Here is a 22,177-nt window from a genome sequence, read left to right as displayed (position 1 = left end):
GCGGATGTTCAAGCGGGAACTGGGAAACGGTCAAACGGCGTTCGCAGCGCTGCTGGCGGCGTGCGCGCTGGCGCTGGGGATCGCCGTCTTCGCGGCGCCGGATGCCGCCTACGCGCTCGAGGGAAGCGGCACGGAGGACGACCCCTTCCTCATCACCTCCGCGAGCGACTACGTCGATTGGCGCCATGAGCCCAGCCCCGGCCATGCCTCCCTGCAAAACGACATCACCTTGACCGACGACGATCTCGATGCCGCAGGTCACCGCACCCTGGAAGCAGACGAGAACCTCAACGCCCAAGGACACGGTCAATACGGGGTGGAGCATACCATCACGCTGAGCCTCACGCGCCATCGCGGGCTGTTCGACACCGTGTACGGCACCGTGAGAAACCTGCGCCTGCAGGGCAACGTCTCGTCTTCCGAAGGCAACGTCGGTGCCATTGCGGGCACGTTGGGCAACGGCGCATGGGTGGTCGACTGCGTGAACTGGGCGAACGTGACGGGATCCTACAACGTCGGCGGCTTTGTCGGCCAGCTGACAGTGACCGATACAAAAGCCCGGCAGTACCTGGAGAAGTGCGCGAACCACGGCATCGTCACAGCGACGGGCGCGAAAAGCGGCGACAGCAACGTGGGCGGCATCGTGGGCTTTGTCGACTGCAACGGCGAGGACAAGGACCAGCGTCCTGAAATAGACATCGTGAACTGTTACAACGCGGGAACGGTGGTGGGCACGAAGAAGAACACCGGCGGCATCGTCGGCGAGGCCATCGCCCATAAGACCAAGAAGGGCGACTACTGGGGCGCGTACTATCCCGGCGGACGCGAGGAATACGTCTACGGGATTCCGAAGAAGCATTCCGACATCATCATCCGCAACTGCTACAGCACGGGCACGGTGGACGGCGGCACGAAAGACGCCGCCGGCATCGTCGCGCATATCAAGGGCGCGGTGACGGTGCAGGGTTGCTACAGCGCCGGTTCGGTGACGGCCGACGACAACAAGACCGCGCACGGCATCGTACATTGGAGCGAAAGCGATTACGAAACCACCTGGTTCGACAAATCGATGGTATACGGCGAGCCGATTTCTCGCTGCTACAGCGTTGATGTGGACGGGCATGGATGGCAGGATGATATGTTGACTGACGAGCGGCACAACGGTAGCGTCGCGAAACCCGAGTGGTTGTCATCCGCCGACGGTTACCTTGAAAATTTGCAAGTGTGCGATTTCTACCAAAACGCCCAAGATCATCAGGAGCGATCCTCATTGTTCAAAGAATCGCCGAGCGCCGACATCAACGGAGGGTTTTACATCTTGGACGGGGTCGGCGTCGGCCAGGAGGTGTCAATCGGAATCTATCCCCTGAACGGTGACGAGCATTCTTCAATAGACGGCATGTACTATGGTCAGAGCATCGGCAAGGAGCCGAAAAAGCCCGCAAGCCGCGAGCACTACGAGTTCCAGTACTGGACGGCGCAGCCGCCCGACACCCCGCTTTCCGACAAGAAGAACGAAAACGGCATGTACACGGGCGGCCTGTACGCCAGCGCGCCCGAGCGCTACGATTTCTCCAGCCGCGTCTTCAACAACCTGCATCTGTACGCCTACTGGACGCCCGAGCTGATCACCGTGAGCTTCAGCGAGAATTGGCCCGACGACGTCGATAGGACGAGCGTGACGGTGCAGCCGACGACGAAGACCGTGACCTACGGCGAGAAGATCGGGGCGCTGGCGAGCGCGTCGATGGAACCGAGGTCCTATGAGCACGTCGGATGGCGGACCTCGAAAAACAGCAGCAAGTACGATCCGGTGCCCGTCGGCCCGGACTTCGTGGTGGAGGAGCCCTACTGCAACGGCGACGACCTGTACCTGTACGCCCTGTGGACGCCGAACGACTTCTACCTGACGAAGCAGCCGCAGGACGTGACCCTCGATCCGAAGGGCGGCAAGCACGACCGCGAGAGCATGGCGGTCGAGATCTCCCACCCGGAGTACTTGGACAAGATCGAGTACCAGTGGTACCAGGGCGACGATCCGAACGACCGCTCGGGGTTCAAGCCTGTTCCGGGCACCGCCAGCCATGACAAGAGCCATGTGGTGGGCCCCTTCGATCCTAGCGACGCCAACAACCACTACTATTATTATTGCGAGGTCACCCTGACGCGCTCCAGCGACAAGACCCGCTCGACGATCGTCTCCGACATCGCGCACGCGACCGTCGCGCTCAGCGACCCGCAGGATGCGACGGTCGATCGAACCCGCATCACGTACTGGGCCGACACCGTGCAGGAAGAGCCCGACGGCGGGCGCTCTTATATGTACAGCGTCCCCGTCTCGTTCACGGTGCCTCGAGGCGACGACAACGTCAACTACTACGAGATCCGTCTGGGCGACGACGTGAAGCAGGGAAATCTCAGCCGCAGCGACCAGGGCAGGACCATCGAGCGCGAGTTCGACCTGCGGTTGACCGCGCAGAAGGACGTGGCCGCCACGGTGACGCTGTACCACCGCATGCCCGACGGGCGCTATTCCGCCGCGTCGAACACGGTGTCCGTCCCGTTCAAGGTTCCCGAGCGCTCGCTGCTTCCTGTCACGTCGGGCAATGCCGTGCTGACCGAGGCGCATATCGACCCGAACGATCCCGACACGATATGGGCTGAACCAGAGCCTCTGCCCATGCCGCTTGACACAGGCAGGCCGATAAACGCCGTGGCCGATTTCACGTGGAACGCCGATCCGGGCGAGGACGTGCAGACGCTGTGGCAGTACTCGACGGACGGCGGCGGCTCCTGGGCGAACGTCGATCTTTCCGATGCCGACCATGCGGGCATCGTCACCAGGGAAAACGCCGGTGGGTGGCAGTCGCGCGCCTATTTGGCGCTTGACGCTCCGCGCACGTACGCCCCCTGCGTGTTCCGCGCCGTCGTGTCCACCGTGGGCGCGTCCATCGACTACGGCGTGAGCGGCCCATCGCCGCGTCTGTCCATCCTGGTGCCGAAACCCACGAACGTCGAAGCGACGGTCGTGCACCACGCCGACGCGACCATTGCCTGGGAGTGGAGCACTCCCAGCGATCCGGCCAAGCTGTTCAGCGTGGACTACTATCCCGAGGGGCAGGAGTCCGCGCGGCGAAACATCTCCGCCAAAGGCGTAGAGCGCAGCGCGACGCTGACGTCGCTTTCCGAGAAGACCACCTACGTGGTGAGCGTGACGGTGTGGGATGAGCAGGACAACGCCGCCGTGAGCGACACGTTCAAGTTCACCACGCCTCAGACCCCCGGCGGAACGCCAGGCGTCACACCGGGGGTCGTATCGGCCAAAGCCTACGAACCTGTGGAGCTCACGGCGTTGTTCACGCCTCTCAATTCCGATTCCGTGATAGAAGGGTACCAGTGGCAATACTCGAGCAGTTCCGAAGGCGGCAATTGGCGTGATTCGAGCGATGGCGCAAACGAGCAGACTTATCGTTTCGAGATGGCCCGAGGGGAGACCCACTATGCAGCCGCCGTGCGCTGCCTCATCACGGTGAGCGGCGAGGTTTTCGAAACGCCCCTCGTTCGCGTGGTTGAACAGGTTAAAGACAACATTCCCCCCGTTATTTCTTCCTACGCGCTTACGTACAGCATGGATATCAGATTAGCTCGGAACTTAAAGGACGATTCCACCTCCAAGTACCTTGTGGCGTACAAGCAAGAGGATAGCGAGGAGTGGAGCTACCAAATGGTGGAGCATTCCGGCGATGAGGACTTCGATGTAAGGGTTGCAGGACTCGTTCCGGAAACGAAGTACCAGTACAAGGTCTGCGCGCTCACTGACGACCTGATAATGAGGTCGCCGTGGTCTTCGATACACAGCACAACGACGCTTCCAGAGGCCGCCATCGGAAACGTGAAGATCAAGAACCATCACGACAAGGTGATCGTCGGCGACGAGGGTTCGAATCTCTACCTTGAGGCTTCAGCTACCCAAACGCCCGGACCCGAACATTCCGACGATTGGCGCGTTGCGTTCGCATACCAATGGCAGTACTTCGACGAGGCGATTGGTTGGGTGGATGAGCCCAATGCGACTGGGCAGAGCCTCTATCGCACGGCGACGGCAGCCGACTACGGACGCTCTTGGCGGTGCGTGGTGACCGAGACGGTGTACAATAGACTCATCAAAGGCGATCCGTCCGACAGCCAGACGACGCGCGCGTCCGACCCGATCACGGTGCCCATCACGCCTCCTGCTGTGACGAGCATGACCCTCGAGCCCGACGTGCGCACGATCGACGTCGTGTGGGAGCCGCTCGAAGGCGTGGAAACGTACAGGATCACCTACACCGACCAATGGGGGGACAAGGAGTACGTCGTCGTCCCGCCCGACCCGCACACATCGGGCGTTCACTACTCGTTCCGTGATGACGGCAAGGCGTGCTTCGTCGCGACCGGCTTCGCTCCCGAAACAGCCTACACGATATCCCTTTCGCCCATCAAGTTCGACGAGGAGGGGGAGGTGGCCCAGGTCACGGCCACCACGCTCAAAGACGTCGAGTACCCCGTGTTCATCGGGCAGCCGCAGAACGCGTTCGTGGAGGCGGGCGCAAGCGATGCCGTTTCGTTCTCCACCGTGGTGGCCAAGCCCGCCATGGAGGGCGCCAGCCTTTCGGCCACGTTCGACGTGCGAGACGCCGATGGAGAGTGGCGGGTGTTCGACAAGAACGTGAGCCAAACGACTGACGCTTACGGCAACACCACGTTCTCCTACGAGCTGAGCGCGCCGGAAGGCGGCTGGGCAAGCGACACGACGGTCCGCTTCAGCGTGTCGAACAGGATGAACGACCGCGACGGCACGTCGCGTAGGGCCTCCGAGGCGGCTGCGGTGGTGGTGCGCCCGGCGAGGCCCGTGCCCGCCGTGTCCGACGTCGCGACCACGTCCGCGAAGGTGGCCTGGGAGAACACCGCGCAATCGGATCGCTACGCGGTGTTCTGGACCGAGGATATGACCGCGACGTTGGACGCGTTGGAGACGGGCCTCGCCGAGGCGGACGATGCGAGGTCGCTGCCTTCGTCGTTCTCCTCGTGGAACCGCGTCATCCTGAACGGCCTGGCCAGCACGCCTCAGCCGGAATACGTCATCACGGGCCTGACGCCCGGCACGCGGTACAAGGCAGCCGTCGTCGCCGCGCCCTCCGGCGGCCTGTGGTCCAAGCCGTCCGAGGAGGCGCTGTTCGCCACGCTGCGGGACAGCTCGCTTGAGGGCGTGAGCGTGGCGCCGCGGAGGTCGATGGCCGATGCGGGGCAATCGGTGGAGCTTGCGGCCACGCCGCAGTTCAAGGACGACGCGTCGGAGGCGGTGTCCTACGAGTGGCAGCGCCTGGCGGAAGTGTCCGACGGCAACGGCGTGTGGGAGACGATCCCCGATGCCGACCAGTCCGTCTACCGCGTGGACGTAACCGAGGCTACGTATGGCGCGCGCTTCCGGTGCGTCGCAAGCGCCGGCGGCGGCGACACGGGCGTCGCGCCGGTCAGCTTCGCCAGCAACAACGCCGTCGTGTGGGAGGACGTGCGGCCCGACGACCCCGCCGGTTTGAGCGCCCAGGCGACGAGCGCCACCCAGGCGGAGCTTTCCTGGTCGGGCGACACCCAGCGGACGACGTATACCGTGGAGATCAGCGTGGCGGGCACGGACGCGTGGAGAAGCTACGAGGCGGGCAACGCAACGACGTTGTCGGTTTCGGAGCTTGCGGCCGCGTCCGCGTACGAGTGGCGCGTGACCGCGCGCGGCGGCAACGGCCTCTCCTCGGCTGCCGTTGACGGGCCTGCGTTCGTGACGCAACCGGGCAGCGCGCTGGCGCGGGTGGCCGTCGTGCCGTCGGACACGACGCTGACCGATCCGGGGGCCGCGGTCGAGCTGGCGGCCGTCACGAACGCCGTGGGCGAGGGCGAGGAGCTGTCGTACGCATGGCAGAAGCACGTGTGGTCGCAGAGGGAGGGCGAGCAAGAGGGTGTCTGGTTCTGGGAGAACATTCCGGACGCGACCGGTTCCTCGTACGCTGCTTCGGCGCCCGAGGGCTTCACGACCGACGAGTACCGCTGCGTGGTCACGTCGACGTGCAACGGCGACGAGCGGACGGTTGCCAGCGAAGCGGCGCACGTGCGGCTCGCGCCGGCCGTTCCGGCGGGCCTTGCCGCAACGGACGTGAAGAAGGACAGCGCCACCTTGCAATGGAGCGCCGTGCCGGGCGAGGGCGCGGCGTACCGCGTGGCGTACCGTCCGGCGGACGGCGGCGACGACGCTTGGGTCGAGCAGAACGTGGACGCCGGTTCCGGCGACATCGTGACCTTCCAGGTGTCGGGTCTGCAAGCCAGCACCGCCTACGAATGGCGCGTGCGCACGGTGGTTTCGCTGTCCGGCGGCGAGCTGACATCGGACTGGTCGGATACCCAGACGTTCCTCACCTTGAGCGACAGCGGGTTGACGAAGGCCGTGGTTGCGCCCGCGTTGGTGCGCTACGATACGACGTCGGGCGCCGATGTGGCGTTCCGCGTGCTCACCGACGCGTCGGATGCGACCGGGCTTGGCTACCGGTGGCAGCGGGCCGCGGCGGGCGGCGACGATTGGCAGGACGTTACCGTAGGCGACCATTTTGCCGTGGATGGTGACAAGCTGACCGTGAAGGCCGTCTTCGCCTCCACGACCGAGGCGAACGGCACGAAGTACCGCTGCGTGGTGAGCGCTGGGGGCAACGGCGCGGCTTCGGTGACCAAGGAGAGCACGGCGGGTCGCCTGTGGCATCGCGTGGCCGCCCCGACGGAGCTTGCCGTCGGCGATACGTCGCTGAACGGAGCCGAGCTTTCCTGGAAGGGCTCGCCCGATTACGAGGGCACGTTCACGTTGGACTACCGTGCGGTCGGCAAAGAGGGCGGCGACGGTTCCTGGACGACGGTGGAGGGTATCGAGCGCGACGGCGAGGGCAACGGCTCGTACGCGCTGACCGGCCTCGATGCGGCCACGTTCTACGAGTGGCGCGTGACCTTCGTCACCGCAGCGGGCGGCGTCTCGTCTGAAACCGCCGTCGGCTCCACGTTCTCCACGTTGGAAGGCAGCAGGCTGACCTCGGCAACGGTCACTCCGCGGGCGGCGGTGGCCGACGAGGGGGATGAGGTGGAGTTCGCCGTGGCCACGAATGTGGACGGGGACGTTGCTGAAACCATGGTCCGCGATTGGCAGACCGCTCCGCGCGGGAGCGACGAATGGACGAGCACGGGGAAGAGCGGGCCGACGTTGTCGCTGACGGTTGGTGCGGACGACCTGGGCACGCAGGTGCGCTGCGTCGTGAGCTCCACCAAAAACGGCGGTACGGTGGAGAAGGCCAGCAACGCCGCTTCGCTGTGGAAGCGCCTCGAGGTGGCACCGCCTGCGAGCCCCGCTGTGGATGCCGGCAGCCTCACCGTCGCCAAGGCGCGCTTGACCTGGAACTGCGATGCGAAGATCGCGGGCACGTTCACGGTTGAGTATCGCGCGAAGGACACGGCGTTCGGCGACGATTGGACGAAGGTAGAGGGTATCGAGGGTAACGAGGCGAACTTGAAAGAGCTTACGCCCGGAACCGTCTACGAGTGGCGTGTGACCCATGTGCTGTCATCCGGCTTGCAGTCGGCTGCCGTAGCAGGACCCGACTTCACCACGAAGGCGGGAAGCGCGCTTTCCGAGGCGACGATATCCCCGGCGGTCGCGGTGGTCGACAAGGGGCATGAGGCCGTGTTCGCCGTGACGACGAACGTGGACGACGATACGGCCGAGGGTCGGTCCTACACGTGGCAGACGGCTCCGCGCGGAAGCAGCGCGTGGACGACCGTGGCCGGAGCCGCCGGGTCGGAGTTGACGCTGAAGGCGGAGGAGGACGACCTGGGCACGCAGGTGCGCTGCATCGTCGATTCCGTCAAGGATGGCGGCAAGAAGCGGACGGTCAGCAACACGGCATCGCTGTGGGTGCGCATCGACGTGGCCCCTCCGACGAGCCTGGCGGTAGATGATAGCCGCATCGCGTCCACGTCGGCACGCCTGAGCTGGGAGTGCGACGCGCAGGTGAAGGGCACGTTCACGGTTGAGTACCGTGCGGCTGGCGGCGAGTGGACGGCGGTCGAGGGCATCGATCAAAACGAAGCCGTGTTGAGAGGGCTTGTTCCCAATACAGCCTACGAATGGCGCGTGACCCACGTGCTGGCCGACAAGCTGCAATCCGTCGCGGTGGACGGCCCCGGCTTCGCCACGCCGGACGGCAGCGCATTGTACGAGGCGACGGTCGCCCCTCCGGTGGCGGTGGTCGACAAGGGGCAGAAGGCCGTGTTCGGCGTCGCGACGAACGTCGATGGCGATGCGGCCGAGAAGCTGACGTACACATGGCAAACGGCTCCGCGTGGAACCGACGCATGGACCGACGTGGAGCGGGTGTCAAGCTCGCAGCTGTCGCTGACCGTGGGCGAGGACGATCTGGGCACCCAGGTTCGCTGCATCGTGGAATCCGACAAGAACGGCACGGCCGGGCGCGCGGTCAGCAACGTCGCCAAGCTGTGGGTGCGCCTCGACGTGGTGCCCCCGGCGAACCCGTCGATTGACGAAACGAAGCTCTCGGCCTCGTCGGCTCGTTTGACCTGGGAGTGCGATGCCCAGGTCAAGGGCACGTTCGCGGTAGAATACCGTGCGGCTGGCGGCGAGTGGGTCGCGATCGATGACATCGAAGGCAACGAGGCAGTGCTCAAGGACCTCGCGCCCGCCACCGCTTACGAGTGGCGTGTGACCCACGTGCTGGCGCCCGGCCTGCAGTCCGCGACGGTGGACGGCCCCGGATTCACCACGAAGGCGGGCAGCGCGCTTTCCGAGGCGAAGGTGACCCCGGAGGTCGTCGTCGCCGACGAAGGTCGGAAGGCCTCATTCGACGTTTCCACGAACGTTGATGGCGACGCGTCTGAGAAGCTCTCGTACGTATGGCAAACGGCTCCGCGCGGAAGCGACGCATGGGCCGACGTGCCCGGGGCGAACGGCTCGCACCTGGAGCTGACGGTGGGCTCGGACGACCTGGGCACGCAGGTGCGCTGCGTCGTGAGCTCTGCCAAGGATGGCGGGGAGAAGAGCACGGTCAGCAACGCGGCGGCGTTGTGGAAGCGCATCCGAGTTGCGCCGCCTGCGAACCTCGCGGTGGACGCGAACGGCCTCGCCTCGACGTCGGCGCGCGTGATCTGGGAATGCGATGCGCAGATCAAGGGCACGTTCACGGTGGAATACCGCTCGACCGGCCACGCGGGATGGGTCGCAATCGAAGGCGTGGAGGGCAACGAGGCAGTGCTGGAAGGCTTGCTGCCCGCCACCGCTTACGAGTGGCGTGTGACCCACGTGCTGGCGCCCGGCCTGCAGTCCGCGACGGTGGACGGCCCCGGCTTCACCACCCCGGACGGTCCTGCGCCCGGTCCCGGCCCCAAGCCTCTGCCGGATCCCTCCGGCGGCGGAACCGTGCCCACGGGCGACCCGCTGAGCGTCGCGCTTGGTGTCTTGGGCACGCTGGCGGCCGCATGCGCTGTCATCGCCGCTTTTGCCGCGAAGCGCCGCAGGATGCACTAGAAGAGAACTCTTCCCTGTAGAGCGCAAACGAACGCTCGGCCCGCATGAAGCAGGCCGAGCGTTCGAAACCGCATCTTCGCCCCGAAAACGCGCTCGACGCGCTGAGGCGCGTTCTCGGGGCGACGACGGTCGCGGGGGGGCCGGGGAGGGGGTCGGCTCTCCCGCGCGATCTGTTACTTCTCGGCCACCATGCGGCCGATGACGTAGCCTTCGGTGTAGCAGCGGCCCAGCGACAGGCCGAACACGGTCAGCGGGTAGTCGATGCCGCCGTAGAAACGGCACGAGCGTATTTTAATAATTTCACAAACAAATGTTCGTATCATATGCTATACTGTTCTCGAACGAAAGAACCAGTGCAAGCGCTGAACCCGACGCCTCCCGAAGGACGGGCAGCCCATAGATGACCGCGGTGTTCCACGCGATCCGTACCATGCTTGCAGGATCGAGCATCCTCCCACGCCCTGGAACACGGTAAACGAGGTGTCGTACTATGCCTGCATTCGGAAATCAAACGTCGTGCTCCTACCCTGAAACGCTCGTGCTCGTCGAGGCGCTGCCTTTGTGCCGCATCCTCGCGTCTGATTGGCCGGGAGAGGGGGTTTCGGCCGAGTTTCCCCTGTTCGACGAGGAGGTTGAAGCGGAAAGCATGCTCGCGCGCCCGTTGCGATGCGCCGTGGTCATGCCGTGCGCCGAAGCGTTCGCGCTTCTGGAAGAGGTCGGTCATGTCGGATGGTAGCGCCTGGGAACGCGAGGCGCTTTCCATCAAGCAGGTTCCTTCGCTGCAAGCCCTGCTGCGCTGCTGCGACGAGCGGCTGCTCGTCCGCGCTATCGTCGAAGAGCATGCGGTTCTGGCCGGCGATTGGGATGCGCTTCCGGCGAAGCGCAAGCGGGCGGCCGAGAAGCGGCTGGCGGCCACGTTGGCCACGATGCGGGGCCTGCCGCTCGACAAGAAGGGCGCGCGGGGCAGCCTGCTGCTGCCGCACGAGTCGTTCGTGCTGCACGCGCGCAGCGGCTTGATCGAGCGCCACGTGTCAGCGGCGCTGCTTTCGCTCGACGACGTGCCGTTCGCGCGCAGGGCCGTCCAGCGCTCCGACGCCGCGCCGTCCGGAGAAGCCGAGGGGCCGCAGCCGCGTCCCTACACGCTCGATCCGTGGGAGCGGACGCTTGCGAGCCGCGTGTGGCTGGGCGGTTCTCGGTGCTGCCGCGAGCGCTATCTCGTGCTGGCGTCGGCGTTCTGGGAGATGACGTACTTCGGGTTCGAGTACGAGCGCGTCTGCGCGCGCCGTGCAGAGGAGAAGGCGCGCCGTCTGGTGGGGAAGGACGCGACCGGCGAGCGTCCCTCGGAGCCTCCGCGCACCGTGTCCGACGAGCGGCGCCGGCAGGCGGAGGGGTTCGGACTCGTGGAGCCCGACCGCTTCGAGCTCGACTACCGCGATAGCATGATCGTGCGAGTCGCGCAGCTCAACGACGACAGCCGCAAAGCCCTTTGGCTGCTGCTGCTCGACGTGGCGCGCCGTCTGGGCAAGGCCTGAGCGGCAGGGGCTCGTCGAAGCGTTCGTCGGATAGGAGGATAACGGGGCGAGAACGGGAACAGGCGCCCGCAGGCGCCTGTTCCCGAACGAAGCCGATGCCGTCGACGTGCTAGTCGGCAACCTCGACGAGCGTGATCTCGAAGTTGAGGTCCTTGCCCGCCAGCTCGTGGTTCATGTCGAAGGTGGCGATGCCGTCTTCGATGGAGCGCACGAACACGGGGAAGGGCTGGCCGCCCGGGCCCATCATGTACACGGTCTGGCCCACGGGAAGCTGGTCGCCGTTCGGGATCTGGTCGACCGGAACCTGCTGCACCATGGCCTCGTCGCGCTCGCCGTACGCCTCGGCGGCGGGGATGTGCACGTTCTTCGTGTCGCCCTGCGCCATGTCCTTCACGGCGGAGTCGAACCCGGGGATCATCTGGCCGGCCATGCAGGTGAACTCGATGGGCTCGCCGCGATCGACGGAGGAGTCGAACTTCGAGCCGTCGTCGAGGGTGCCCGTGTAGTGGACCTTGACCTTCTTACCTTCGTTGCTCATCAAGAGCTCCTTTCGAGAGAATGCAATGCCCATCAGTCTACCCGAGGCGTTCCGGCTTTCCCGTTCGCGGCGCGAAACTTGCTCCAAGTCGCCACAAGTCCGTAACCGAGCCTTCTGCCATCCTGGAAGGAGGTTGCGAGGCCCCTGCTCCCTTCGCCGCTGCGCTCAGGATGACAACTCGCCCCAGCTCCAGTCTCCCGCGGTGCTACCGTTTCGGGAGATCGCGCACGTCGAGCAGCGTGATCTCGAAGTTCAGCGCCTTGGCGATGGCATCGTGGTTGAGGTCGAACACGGCGCGTTCCTCGTCCAGCTCCACGAGTCGTGCCGGATACGTCTGCCCGTCCGGCCGTTCGAGGCTCATCACGTCGCCCACGGCGAGCTTGATATCGGCGGGGATCTTCGCGCGCTCCACTTCGATGACGCGCTCTTCGGTGCGCTTCTCGTACGCCTCGTCGGCTCCTACGCGGACGCGTTTCGTTTCGCCCACGGCCATGTCGCGCACCGCGTCGACGAACGCGGGCGGCATCCACCCGTCCGCGCAGGGAAACTCGATGGGCTGCCTCGTCTGATCGATGAAGGTGGCGCCGTCGTCGAAGTAGCCGCGGTAGGCCACCTTCACCATGCGATCCTCGTTGCTCACGCCCGTTCGCTCCGTTCCGCGAGGCCGGCCAGCGTCACGCGGCGCGCGACGAGGTCGGCGAGCGGCTCCAGGAAGCCCTGCTCCTCGTCGGCAAGGCCGTCGCGCGCGATCTTCACGATGCGGTCGCACAGCTCGGCGACGGGCCGTCCGTACACATCGGCTTCGTAGCCGCTCTCCATGAGCGCGTCCTGCGCCGCCAGGTAGTCGTCGCGCCGCACGTCGGCGAACAGCCCGTCCATCGCGTCGAGGCTCGTCGGCGCGTAGAACAGCCCCTTGATCAGCGCCGCGTAAGCGATGACGTAGGGGATGGGCATGGCGTCGGCGGGGCGGATCTCGATGTAGGTCTTGAGGCGCACGTCGGTGAAGAACATGGACACCGCGTGCTCCACCTCGGCGCGCGTCATCGTGCGCGCGGCGTAGATATCGCCGAACGTGCGGTCGGAGTAACACCACCGCTGCTGCTGGCAGGGGATGAGGATGGCCACGGTGTCCAGGATGTACTCAGCGTAACGGCGCAGGTCGAACGAGGGGTCCAGCACGTCGGGCACGAGGCCGCATCGATCGTTGTCCACATGCTGCCAGATGTCCGTGCGCACCAGCTGATGCTCGCGCGGCTTGCCCTCGAACACGGGTGCGTTGTCGCACATAAGCGAGAGCATCGGCACCAGCGCGAACGCCAGCCGCAGCTTGCGCAGGCAGTCGGCCGTGCTGGTGTAGTCGATGGACACCTGCGTCGAGGCGCTGCCGCGCATCATGCAGGGGCCGTAGATGTCGCGCTCGCCCAGATAGAGGTTCATGAACTGGTAGCGGCGCTTCGGGATGAGCTCCAGCGAGCGCGCCGTGGCGGAGGGATGGTAGCCGATCGCCAGCGCCTTCTCTCCCGCGGGCTCCAGCACGTCGGAAAGGCGCTGCGCGAACCCTTCGAACGTGTCTCGCGCGGTCGCGAGATCGGCGAAGGGGCCGGCGGACAGCTCGATCTGCGCCGCGGGCTCGATGGTGACCGCCTCGCTCGGGCGGGCGACTCCCAAAAGGTCGCCGTGCTCGTCGGTGGTGGTGCGAGGATAGTCCGCCTCCAGCTGGCGCAGCACCCACGCCACGCCGTGCTCGCCGCTGTACGAGACGGGGCTCATGTCGTCGTGCACGATGATCTGCTCCAGCTCGATGCCCAGCTCACCCGGGCCGCCGAAGGCTTTGATGCCGCTTTCGAAGTAGCTGACGATGGCGTTGATGTTGCTTTCGCGTGCAGGCTGCCCCTGCCCGGCTGCGGCTGTTTTATTCATGTAGCAAGCTCCTGAACTTCGCGTGTCCTGTGCAATCGTGCGTTACTTTGTATACAATACCGCTTTGGTCGCCGCGCATGGCGACATGTCGGCAAATCCATATCGTTTCGCTGCCCTACTCGAAGACGAGGCCCGGTTTGGACGCTCATATCACAAAACGCACAGCGATTCTGCTGCTGCTCGATATCGTTGCGACGTACGCCGCGTACTGGCTCGCATCGCTGCTCACCGACGTTGAGGGCGAAGTGTTCGTCAACAACGAGATCTACTTCATGCTGGGCATCCTCGCGCTCATCAACGTGGCCGTGTTGGGCTTGTTCCACCTGTACAACAACCTCTGGGAATACGCCAGCGTCGACGAAGCCATCCAGATTGTGCTGGCCGTGGTGCTGTCCACCCTGGTGGGAGCTGTGTTCTTATGGATCATCGACGTGCGGCTTCCCATCCGCGTGTTCTTCGTCTCGTGCTTCATGCTCATATTCTTCATGGGCGGCATCCGTTTGATCTTCCGCGTCATGCGCCAGAAAAGACGCGCGCTCGTCTCCACGCAGCGCATGTGCGACCGTCCGCGCACGCTCGTGGTGGGCGCGGGGGAGACGGGCTCGCTGGCAATCGGACGCATGGCCTCGAAGGACCCGCTCATGCCGGGCATACCCATCGTGGCCACTGACGACGACCCCACCAAGCGCGGTTCGCGCATCCACGGCGTAAGGGTGGCCGGTTCCACGGACGACATCGTCGACTTGGTGGACAAGCACAACATCGACCAGATCGTCGTGGCCATCCCGTCCTCCACGCCCGAGGAGCGTAAGCGCATCTACGGAGAATGCACGAAGACCGACTGCAAACTGCGCACCCTGCCCAACGTGCGCGAGCTGTCGCTCGACGAGATCGGCGACGTGCGCCTGCGCGACGTGGACGTGGCCGACCTTCTGGGCCGCGAGGAGATCATCCTCAACACGCGCGCCGTGTCGGGCTACATCGCCGGCGAGACCGTGCTGGTCACGGGCGGCGGCGGCTCCATCGGCAGCGAGCTGTGCCGCCAGCTGTGCAAGGTGGCGCCCGCGCGCATCGTCATCTTCGACATGTACGAGAACGACGCCTACATGCTGCGCAACGAGCTGCTGGCCGAATACGACGACATCGACCTCGTCATAGAGATCGGCAACGTCTGCGACGAGGCGCGCCTCAACGAGGTGTTCTCGAAGTACCGACCCGGCGCCGTGTTCCACGCGGCCGCCCACAAGCACGTGCCTCTTATGGAGCAGTGCCCGCGCGAGGCGCTGCACAACAACGTGTTCGGGACGCTCAACGCGGTGCGCGCTGCCGACGCCTACGGCGCTGCGCGCTTCATCTTCATCTCCACCGACAAGGCCGTGAACCCCACCAGCGTCATGGGCGCCACGAAGCGCATGGGCGAGATGGTCATGCAGTACTACGCGCGCACGTCGAAGACCATTTTCTCCGCCGTGCGCTTCGGCAACGTGCTGGGCTCGAACGGCAGCGTCATCCCCGTGTTCCAGCGCCAGATCGCCGCGGGAGGCCCCCTCACCGTCACCCATCCCGACATCGAGCGCTTCTTCATGACCATCCCCGAGGCGTCGCGTCTGGTCATCCAAGCAGGCGGCATGGCGAAGGGCGGCGAGATCTTCATCCTCGACATGGGCGAGCCGGTGAAGATCGTCGACTTGGCGAAGGGCCTCATCCAGCTGCAGGGCCTCACGCCCGACGTGGACGTCAAAATCGTGTTCACCGGCCTGCGCGAGGGCGAGAAGATGTACGAGGAGCTGCTCATGGACGAAGAGAGCACGCTGCCCACCGACAACCACTCCATCCTCATCTCCACCGGCCAGGAGATCAGCTACACCGAAGTGGCCGAGAAACTGGACGAGCTGGAAGCCGCACTCACCCTCACCGACGAGGAAGCCGTCCACGTGCTGGAGAAAACCGTCTGCACCTATCGCCACACCCCCAACAAAGCATCCTAAAGAGGAGCGCTCCTTTCGAGACGCGTTCGAACGTGGACGCGTCGCATGCCCGGCGCATCATCGCCCGAAAAACACGGAAATCGCCCGAAAAGCGTGTTTTTCGGGCGATGATGCATGTGCAGTTGATTCTCGTTAAGAGGTGATCATGATATAATTACGATAAAATTTTATCATGAAGGAGGTGCCTATGAACATCAGGCCGATATCGGATCTTAGAAACCGCTACGCGGACGTCGAGCGGGATGTCATCGAGGGCGGTCCCGTTTTCCTGACGAAGAACGGGTACGGCTCGATGGTGGTCATGAGCGTAGAGCAATTCGAGCATATCAACGGCGGTGTCGAGTTCGCTCTCGATGCGGCCGACCGGCAAGCTGCGACGACGTCTCTGCGCTACACGCATGAAGAAGTGTTCGGTTCCATTCGGGAAGGGCTTCGCAATGGACGAGAAGCCGCGGCGCTATAGACTTGAGTACCTACCTCTTTTCTGGGACGACCTCAATGAGGCCGTCTCCTATATTGCCGATGTGCTCAAGGCTCCGGAAGCTGCCGAGCGCTTGATCGACGCAACCGAAGCGGGCATCTTGGCTCATTCCCGAAATCCCACGCTTGCGACGACGTACAAGACGGCGAAGCCCAGACCTCTTCCGTACTACTGGTTCGAGGTGGGGAACTACATGGTGTTCTACGTCGTGCTCGACGACGTGATGGAGGTGCGCCGGTTCCTGTACGGCGCGCGCGATTTGACGAAAATGCTTCTGTGAGGCACAGTTGCCGTTTCCGCGCCTCGAGCTCGCCCGCCGCATTATCGGCCGAAAAACACGGTTTTGCGCATAAATCCGTGTTTTTCGGCCGATAATGTGTATGGGGGAGCCGTCAATTTGCGCCCGAATCTTGTCAAACGCGCCGTTCTTTCATAGGATGGACAGCAGCATTCAAAACGCCTCATTTTTGTGCATATGCACAAATCGCAGGCGACGCAACGGCTTGAGCGTCGCGTCCGGGCATCGGACGACGGGTACGAAGGGGATCGACATGGCGATCACGACAGGCATCGTTGGAGCGGCCGGTTTTGCCGGCATCGAGCTGATTAGGCTCGCGCTGCGCCATCCCGATCTCGATCTGCGCGTAGTCACGTCCAACGAGCTGGCCGGCACGCCCGTCGTCGCGGAGTATCCCGGCTTCACCGGCGCCACCGATCTCGCCTTCGCCACGCACGACGACCCTGCGCTCGACGCGTGCGACCTCGTGTTCCTGGCCGTGCCGCACACCGCGGCGCTCGCCATGGCCCCGCGCCTGGTCGCGCGCGGTGCGACGGTGGTCGACCTGTCGGCCGACTTCCGCTTGAAGGACCCTGCCGTCTACGAGCGCTGGTACGCCACGCCGCATACGGCCACCGACCTGCTGCAGCGTGCTGCCTTCGGCCTGCCCGAGCTGTTCCCGGACGACCTCGCGCGTGCCGCAGGCGCCCGTGCAGCGGGCGAGGGCGTGCTCGTCGCCTGCGCGGGCTGCTATCCCACGGCCACGTCGCTTGCGGCGGCGCCCGCCGTCCGTGCCGGGCTCGTGCGGCCTGACGGCGTCGTGGTGGTCGACGCCATCTCCGGCGTCACGGGCGCGGGCAAGAAGGCCTCGACGCGCACGCACTTCTGCTTCGCCGACGAGAACCTCGAAGCGTACGGCGTGGCGACGCACCGCCACACGCCCGAGATCGAGCAGATCCTGGGCCTGGAAGGCCGCCTCGTGTTCACGCCGCATCTCGCGCCGCTCAATCGCGGCCTGCTGTCCACCGTGAACCTGCCGCTCGCGCCCGACGCGCCCGTCGACGCGGGCGAGATCGTGGAGCTGTACCGGGACTTCTACGCCGACGACCCCTTCGTGCACGTGCTGGATGCCGGCACCATGCCGAAGACCTCGTCGGTGGCGGGCACGAACTACGCGCACCTGGGAATCGCCGTCAATGCGACGGCGCGCATGCTGGTGGCCGTGGGCGCTATCGACAACCTGGGAAAGGGCGCGGCCAGCCAGGCCGTGCAGTGCGCGAACGCCGTGCTGGGCCTGCCCCAGGCTCGAGGGCTCGAACCGATCTCCGTACCCGTGTGATGCGAATCGTCCTAGTAAGCTACAGCCGCACCAGCCGCAACAGAAAGAAGCCGCTATGACCGACCAACCGATCGCTGCAACGCATCCCGCCCAAGGCGGCGTGACGGCGGCGCGCGGGTTCCGCGCGTCCGGCGTGCACGCGGGCTTCCGTAAGGATCCCGAGCGCCTCGACCTCGCGCTCGTGGTCGCCGACGAGCCCTGCGCGTGCGCGGCCGTGTTCACCAAGAACGTGTTCTGCTCGGCGCCGGTCATCGTATCGCGCGCGCAGCTGGGCGCCGACCAGCCGGGCGAGCCCGCCTACGGCACGGCGCGCGCCGTGGTGGTGAACTCGGGCAACGCGAACGCGGCCACCGGCGAGCCCGGTTTGGAAGCCGCCCGCGAGACGGCGCGCATCGCGGGCGATGCCGTGGGCTGCCCCGCATCCGAGGTGCTGGTGGCGTCCACGGGCGTCATCGGCGTGCAGCTGCCCCTGGCGCCGTTCGGGACCGGCCTGCCTGCGGCGGCGTCGCTGCTGTCTGCAGGCGGCGGCGCGGATGCGGCGCGCGCCATCATGACCACCGACACGCGTCCGAAGGAGGCCGCCGTCACGTTCTCGGGCGACGGGGTCGGCTACGACGGCTGCACGTTCACGGTGGGCGGCATGTCGAAGGGCTCGGGCATGATCATGCCGAACATGGCCACGATGATCGCCGTCCTCACCACCGACGCGCCGGTGTCCGCGCCCGCCTTGCACAGGGCGCTCGTGCACGCCGTGAATCGCAGCTTCAACAAGGTGACGGTGGATTCCGACACGTCGACGAACGATTCCTGCTTCCTCTTCGCCAGCGGCGCCGCAGCACCTGCGGGCGCAGGCGCGTTCGATCCGGACGGCCCGGCCTTCGCCCGCTTCCAGGCAGCGCTCGTCGAGGTGTGCGAGACGCTGGCCCGCATGATGGCGGCCGACGGGGAAGGGGCCACGCGCCTGGTCACCGTCAACGTGACCGGTGCTGCCAACGACGCCGACGCCGATCTGGCCGCGCGCGCCGTGGCGAACTCGCCGCTCGTGAAGACGGCCGTCTGCGGCCGCGACGCGAACTGGGGCCGCATCGCGGCGGCCATCGGCAAGTCGGGCGCGGTCTTCCGCCAGGAGGATGCGTCCATCGACATCATGGGCCTGCCGGTGTGCCGCGGCGGGCTTGCGCAAGCGTTCGACGAGGACGAGGCGCTGCGCCGTTTCGAGCAGCCCGAGATCGTCATCGACGTCGACCTCGGCGCAGGCGAGGCGAGGACCACGGTTTGGACATGCGATTTCACACACGAGTACATCACGATCAACGGAGACTATCGCTCATGAAGTACGCGAAGGACACCCGCCCGAAGGGCGTAGCGAACAAAGCGGCGGAGGTGCTGGTTGAAGCGCTTCCCTGGATCAAGAACATCACCGGCAAGACCGTCGTCATCAAGTACGGCGGCTCGGCCATGGTGGACGAGCAGCTGCGCGCCGACGTGATGAACGACATCGTGCTGCTGAAGATCGTCGGCGTGAATCCCGTCATCGTGCATGGCGGCGGCAAGGCCATCACCGAGGCCATGGATTTCCTGCAGCTTCCCGTGGAGTTCAAGGACGGTCAGCGCGTCACCACGCCCGAGGCCATGGACCTCGTGCGCACCGTGCTCATGGGCAAGGTGAACCAGGAGCTGGTGGAGGCCCTCAACGAGCACGGCAACTTCGCCGTGGGCGTCAGCGGCGCCGACGCAGGCGTCATCGTGGCCGAGCAGGCCAGCCCGGAGCTGGGACGCGTGGGCCGCATCACGCGCATCAACAGCCCGCTTCTGGACGATCTCGTTGCCGGCGACTACATCCCTGTCGTGGCGTCGGTGGCGCTGGGCGAGGACGGCGGCTTCTACAACGTGAACGCCGACATGGTGGCGGGCCATATCGCGGCCGCCATCGGCGCGCACAAGGTGGTGTTCCTCACCGACGTGGACGGCCTGTACGAGAACTTCGAGAACAAGGATTCGCTCATCTCGAACCTCACGCTGTTCGAGGCGCAGTACATGGTGGAGAACAACATCGTGTCCACCGGCATGATCCCGAAGCTGAAGTCGTGCATCCACGCGCTGGATTCGGGCGTGTTCCGCGCGCACATCATCAACGGCATCACCCCGCACTCGCTGCTGCTGGAGCTTCTGACCAGCACCGGCGTGGGCACCACGATGCACTCCACGGAGGAGTCGTGCACGTTCGACACCCATCCTTTGGGCAACTTCGCCTCCAAGTTGCTGGAGAATCGCCAGCATGCTGTCAGCGCGATGCCGAACAACAAGATCTTCTAAGCGAGCGAAAGAAGGACGACCATGGGCTTTATCGAGGAACAGCAGCTTGAATCCGCATACGTGATGGGCACGTACGCCCGCAAGCCGGTGGAGCTCGTGCGCGGGCGCGGCATGCAGGTGGAGGATTCGGAAGGCCGCACGTACCTCGACTTCGTGTCGGGCGTGGGCGCCGTGAGCCTGGGCCACTGCCATCCGGCGCTCGTGTCGGCTATCGAGGAGCAGGCGAGCACGCTCGTCCATGTGAGCAACTACTACTACATCGAGCATCGCGGCGAGGTGGCGCACCTCGTATCCGACTTGCTGAACGAGTGCGTCGACGAAGGCGAGCGCACGCCGTGGCAGAGCTTCTTCGCGAACTCGGGCGCCGAGGCGAACGAATGCGCCTTCAAGCTGGCGCGACTGCACGCCAAGAAGCGCGCGATGGCCGCGGCCGAGGCGGCCGGTGCCGACGAGGACGGCGTGCGCGCCGCCGCAGCCGCCGCGCCGCGCCTCATCGTCACGCTCGACGCCAGCTTCCACGGCCGCACGCTGGCCACGCTGGCCGCCACGGCGCAGCCCGCCAAGCAGGAGGCGTTCCAGCCCCTGCCCGACGGCTTCGTCCGCACGCCCATCAACGATATCAAGGCGCTCGAGTCGCTGTTCGCCTCCCAGGGCGACGGCATCTGCGCCGTCATGGTGGAGTGCGTGCAGGGCGAGAGCGGCGTGCATCCGTGCACGGCAGAGTTCCTGGCCGCGGTGCGCCGCCTCACCGCCGAGTGCGGCGCGCTGTTCATGTGCGACGAGATCCAATGCGGCATGTACCGCTGCGGCACGCATCCCTTCGGGTTCCAGCACTTCGGCGTCACGCCCGACGTGGTGACCATTGCCAAGGGCATCGCCTCGGGCTTCCCCATGGGCATGTGCGCTGCGCGCGCCCAGGTGGCGGCGTCGTTCGATCCGGGCGACCACGGCTCCACCTTCGGGGGCAGCTGCCTGGCCGTCGCGGCGGCTGAAGCCACCGTGCGGGCGCTTGCCGCCGAGGACGCCGCCGGCAATGCCGAGCGCACGGGCGCGTACCTGCGCGAGAAGCTGACGGCGCTGCCGCAGGTGGAAGAGGTGCGCGGCCTAGGGCTCATGGTGGCCTGCGACCTCGCCGAGGGCGTGAGCGCCCCCGACGTGGTGCTGGCCGGCCTGGACGAGGGCCTGCTGCTCAACTTCACCGGCCCGCGCACGCTGCGCTTCCTACCTCCGCTGGTGTGTTCGAAGGAGGACGTGGACGTGCTGGTGCAGAAGCTTGCGGCGCTGTTGTCCTGAAAGGGCAGCTGTCATCCTGAGCGAGGCGCCGTAGGCTGTCATCCTGGGCGAGGCGCGAAGCGCGGAGTCGAAGGATCCCGAGCGGCGACAGCAGGAAGTCTCACGGTTGGCACCTTGCGGGATCCTTCGACTCGCTTGGGATGACAGGGCCGCTGCGCTCGTTCAGGATAACGACTGCAAGGACGATCGTCGAAAATCTTTCTGCACTTTTTGAAATTCTGGGGTCGGAACGCTCACGGATAGGGTACTATTTAATGCATATTTTCGTTGGGTCTTGCGCAATTCTGCATACCCCGCGAAGGTACTTGTGATCGGAACCGTATGTGATCGTTCTTGAACGGGAACAGAGAGTATCGAGGGCATGAGAAAACGTCAACAACGGCACGACATCATTCGCGACATCATTCGCGAACATAATGTCAAGACGCAGCGCGATCTCGCCAATCAGCTGCAGGCCGCTGGCTACGAATGCACTCAAGCCACGATCTCCCGCGACATCATGGACATGGGCCTGGTGAAGTCTCGTGAGGGCTATTACGTTCTCCCTGAGGAAATGCGGCTCCAGCGCATGGTATCCGAATTGGTTGAAGAGGTGCACGTGGCAGGCAACATGGTCGTAGTGAAGACGTTCTCCGGCGGAGCAGCCGGCGTCTCTGCTGCGCTCGACAAAGCCAGCCTGCGCGGAGCACTCGGCACGGTGGCCGGCGACAACACGATCATGATCGCGGCGGAGAGCCCTGAGGCTGCCGTTGAAGTCGAGCGCGCCATCGACCGACTGCGACGACGCTAGTCGTCGACTATATTTCTTGGCGGGGACGCTTTTCTCCCTGCACTCATCCCCACGCTTAGTACAAGCAACAGCGTCCGAGCCGCCCGGCTCTGATGC

General features: G+C 65.4%; 15 protein-coding genes. 11 read left to right on the top strand and 4 right to left on the bottom strand.

Annotation, left to right across the window (positions count from 1 at the left end):
- The first annotated feature begins 4 nt into the window (after positions 1-4).
- Positions 5-9,607, top strand: a complete 9,603-nt coding sequence (locus GT590_RS07570) for a fibronectin type III domain-containing protein (RefSeq protein WP_161170987.1) — start codon at positions 5-7, stop codon at positions 9,605-9,607.
- Positions 9,608-9,780: 173 nt separating this feature from the next.
- On the opposite strand, the gene GT590_RS14310 is transcribed toward GT590_RS07570, so the two are convergent.
- Entirely contained in the window at positions 9,781-9,930 is a 150-nt protein-coding gene (locus GT590_RS14310) for a hypothetical protein (RefSeq protein ID WP_181872148.1), read from the bottom strand.
- Between the two features lie 167 nt (positions 9,931-10,097).
- Between GT590_RS14310 and GT590_RS07565 the strand changes: the two genes are divergently transcribed.
- Both GT590_RS07565 and GT590_RS07560 read left to right on the top strand, forming a co-directional pair.
- Complete coding sequence (locus GT590_RS07565; RefSeq protein WP_114551496.1) at positions 10,098-10,343, top strand: hypothetical protein; 246 nt, start codon at positions 10,098-10,100, stop codon at positions 10,341-10,343.
- Entirely contained in the window at positions 10,330-11,139 is an 810-nt protein-coding gene (locus GT590_RS07560; protein WP_114551495.1) for a hypothetical protein, read from the top strand. Before GT590_RS07565 ends, GT590_RS07560 begins: the two co-directional genes overlap by 14 nt.
- A 109-nt stretch (positions 11,140-11,248) precedes the next feature.
- On the opposite strand, the gene GT590_RS07555 is transcribed toward GT590_RS07560, so the two are convergent.
- The 3 genes from GT590_RS07555 to GT590_RS07545 all read right to left on the bottom strand — a co-directional run bounded on the left by GT590_RS07555 (position 11,249) and on the right by GT590_RS07545 (position 13,597).
- Positions 11,249-11,677 (bottom strand): peptidylprolyl isomerase, encoded by a 429-nt coding sequence (locus GT590_RS07555; RefSeq protein ID WP_009305051.1) that lies wholly within the window; start codon positions 11,675-11,677, stop codon positions 11,249-11,251.
- Positions 11,678-11,882: 205 nt separating this feature from the next.
- Positions 11,883-12,317, bottom strand: a complete 435-nt coding sequence (locus GT590_RS07550) for a peptidylprolyl isomerase (protein ID WP_009608716.1) — start codon at positions 12,315-12,317, stop codon at positions 11,883-11,885.
- Entirely contained in the window at positions 12,314-13,597 is a 1,284-nt protein-coding gene (locus GT590_RS07545; RefSeq protein WP_161170986.1) for a glutamate-cysteine ligase family protein, read from the bottom strand. Before GT590_RS07545 ends, GT590_RS07550 begins: the two co-directional genes overlap by 4 nt.
- A 137-nt stretch (positions 13,598-13,734) precedes the next feature.
- Between GT590_RS07545 and GT590_RS07540 the strand changes: the two genes are divergently transcribed.
- The 8 genes from GT590_RS07540 to GT590_RS07505 all read left to right on the top strand — a co-directional run bounded on the left by GT590_RS07540 (position 13,735) and on the right by GT590_RS07505 (position 22,081).
- Positions 13,735-15,585: a nucleoside-diphosphate sugar epimerase/dehydratase gene (locus tag GT590_RS07540; RefSeq protein WP_114551493.1), complete on the top strand. Its 1,851-nt coding sequence runs from the start codon at positions 13,735-13,737 to the stop codon at positions 15,583-15,585.
- A gap of 187 nt (positions 15,586-15,772) precedes the next feature.
- Complete coding sequence (locus GT590_RS07535) at positions 15,773-16,048, top strand: type II toxin-antitoxin system prevent-host-death family antitoxin (protein ID WP_009305047.1); 276 nt, start codon at positions 15,773-15,775, stop codon at positions 16,046-16,048.
- Entirely contained in the window at positions 16,023-16,346 is a 324-nt protein-coding gene (locus GT590_RS07530) for a type II toxin-antitoxin system RelE/ParE family toxin (protein ID WP_114551492.1), read from the top strand. Before GT590_RS07535 ends, GT590_RS07530 begins: the two co-directional genes overlap by 26 nt.
- Positions 16,347-16,617: 271 nt before the next feature.
- Positions 16,618-17,682, top strand: a complete 1,065-nt coding sequence (gene argC / locus GT590_RS07525; protein ID WP_114551491.1) for an N-acetyl-gamma-glutamyl-phosphate reductase — start codon at positions 16,618-16,620, stop codon at positions 17,680-17,682.
- Positions 17,683-17,737: 55 nt separating this feature from the next.
- Positions 17,738-19,015, top strand: coding sequence for a bifunctional glutamate N-acetyltransferase/amino-acid acetyltransferase ArgJ (argJ, locus tag GT590_RS07520; RefSeq protein ID WP_114551490.1), 1,278 nt, complete (start codon positions 17,738-17,740; stop codon positions 19,013-19,015).
- A complete protein-coding gene (gene argB / locus GT590_RS07515) occupies positions 19,012-19,998 on the top strand; it encodes an acetylglutamate kinase (RefSeq protein WP_114551489.1) in 987 nt (328 codons plus the stop codon). The genes argJ and argB overlap by 4 nt, the downstream gene beginning before the upstream one ends.
- Before the next feature lie 21 nt (positions 19,999-20,019).
- Positions 20,020-21,291, top strand: coding sequence for an aminotransferase class III-fold pyridoxal phosphate-dependent enzyme (locus GT590_RS07510; protein ID WP_114551488.1), 1,272 nt, complete (start codon positions 20,020-20,022; stop codon positions 21,289-21,291).
- A gap of 361 nt (positions 21,292-21,652) precedes the next feature.
- On the top strand, positions 21,653-22,081 hold the full coding sequence (locus GT590_RS07505; RefSeq protein ID WP_009305040.1) for an arginine repressor: 429 nt from the start codon (positions 21,653-21,655) through the stop codon (positions 22,079-22,081).
- Positions 22,082-22,177 lie beyond the last annotated feature (96 nt).

The sequence above is a fragment of the Eggerthella sp. BIOML-A1 genome (genome assembly GCF_009875595.1).
Taxonomy (GTDB): domain Bacteria; phylum Actinomycetota; class Coriobacteriia; order Coriobacteriales; family Eggerthellaceae; genus Eggerthella; species Eggerthella lenta.
Note: the sequence above shows the minus strand (reverse complement) of the source record. Positions and strands in the feature narration are given on the sequence as shown.

Bases quoted from the DNA above. Each gene is read 5' to 3' on its own strand.
- GT590_RS07545 (WP_161170986.1), bottom strand. From the start codon at position 13,597: ATGAATAAAACAGCCGCAGCCGGGCAGGGGCAGCCTGCACGCGAAAGC.
- GT590_RS07505 (WP_009305040.1), top strand. From the start codon at position 21,653: ATGAGAAAACGTCAACAACGGCACGACATCATTCGCGACATCATTCGC.
- argB (WP_114551489.1), top strand. From the start codon at position 19,012: ATGAAGTACGCGAAGGACACCCGCCCGAAGGGCGTAGCGAACAAAGCG.
- GT590_RS07510 (WP_114551488.1), top strand. From the start codon at position 20,020: ATGGGCTTTATCGAGGAACAGCAGCTTGAATCCGCATACGTGATGGGC.
- GT590_RS07530 (WP_114551492.1), top strand. From the start codon at position 16,023: ATGGACGAGAAGCCGCGGCGCTATAGACTTGAGTACCTACCTCTTTTC.
- GT590_RS07570 (WP_161170987.1), top strand. From the start codon at position 5: ATGTTCAAGCGGGAACTGGGAAACGGTCAAACGGCGTTCGCAGCGCTG.
- argJ (WP_114551490.1), top strand. From the start codon at position 17,738: ATGACCGACCAACCGATCGCTGCAACGCATCCCGCCCAAGGCGGCGTG.
- argC (WP_114551491.1), top strand. From the start codon at position 16,618: ATGGCGATCACGACAGGCATCGTTGGAGCGGCCGGTTTTGCCGGCATC.
- GT590_RS14310 (WP_181872148.1), bottom strand. From the start codon at position 9,930: ATGATACGAACATTTGTTTGTGAAATTATTAAAATACGCTCGTGCCGT.
- GT590_RS07560 (WP_114551495.1), top strand. From the start codon at position 10,330: ATGTCGGATGGTAGCGCCTGGGAACGCGAGGCGCTTTCCATCAAGCAG.
- GT590_RS07535 (WP_009305047.1), top strand. From the start codon at position 15,773: ATGAACATCAGGCCGATATCGGATCTTAGAAACCGCTACGCGGACGTC.
- GT590_RS07565 (WP_114551496.1), top strand. From the start codon at position 10,098: ATGCCTGCATTCGGAAATCAAACGTCGTGCTCCTACCCTGAAACGCTC.
- GT590_RS07555 (WP_009305051.1), bottom strand. From the start codon at position 11,677: ATGAGCAACGAAGGTAAGAAGGTCAAGGTCCACTACACGGGCACCCTC.